Source organism: Vibrio sp. 10N.222.46.A1 (assembly GCF_041473595.1).
Taxonomy (GTDB): Bacteria; Pseudomonadota; Gammaproteobacteria; order Enterobacterales; family Vibrionaceae; genus Vibrio; species Vibrio tasmaniensis_A.
Genome location: NZ_JBFRSN010000965.1, coordinates 1 through 938, shown reverse-complemented (window position 1 = coordinate 938; position 938 = coordinate 1). Strand labels below are relative to the sequence as shown.

The 938-nt window shown below is 47.0% G+C and carries 1 protein-coding gene; it reads left to right on the top strand.

All coding sequences use genetic code 11. From position 1 onward, the window contains the following. Nucleotides 1–938: ATP-dependent helicase C-terminal domain-containing protein (locus AB4496_RS22610; protein ID WP_372132044.1), on the top strand; the 938-nt coding region annotated here is incomplete at both ends.

Here is a 938-nt window from a genome sequence, read left to right as displayed (position 1 = left end):
GCTGCCGCTTTACTCGAAGATCCGGAACGCAATGTGACGGATATTCAACACTCGCTACATCGACTTAAGCAAAGAAAGCACTCGAAAAACAGTGTTGTGATGCAGCGAGCGAAAAGTCTCGCCAGCAAACTCAATCATCACTTAGATTTGTCACAAGTTGACGAATCATTGCTACCATTAGTGCTTTGTTTTGCATTCCCAGACCGAATTGCACAAGCGAGAAGTGCGAGCAGCAGTGCTTTTCTTCTGGCGAATGGTCACGGTGCTGAAGTTCGTGATGATGATCCATTGGCGAATAATGACTATATCGTTGTGATTGATTTGATGCGCAGCACAGGGCGAGCCAGTCAAGTTTTCTTAGCTACCGCGGTTGATATTGCGCAGCTAGAAGTTGAATTTCCAAAACTGTTTGTGTGTTCCGATTACGCCGATTGGGATGAGAAACGTGGTCGCTTAGTTGCCGAGCAGCGAGTGTCTTTGGGCAAGCTGATTATCAGCACCAAAGCTTTACCAGAACCCGATGCGAATCAGGCGAGCCAAGCGCTACTCAATTATATCGCTCGCTGCGGACTGGAGCGTTTACATTGGACGTCTTCAGCTAAACAGCTCGTTGAGCGTGTACGCTGCGCACAGCTTTGGATGCCAGAGCATGATTGGCCAGCGATGGATGATGCGAGTTTGGTTGAAAATCTTGATGAGTGGCTATCACCCTATCTGAATGGCATTAAGTCAGCCAAAGGGCTGTCGAATGTATCGATTGAACAAGCATTGTCGGCTTATCTTGGCTGGCCTCTGAATCAAGAAATAGATCAATGGCTACCGACTAATTACCTGATGCCTACGGGCAGTAAGAAGTCGATTCGATATCAATATCAATCTGAGCCAATGATCTCTGTTCGAATGCAGGAAGTCTTTGGTGAGCAAGATTCACCCTTGAT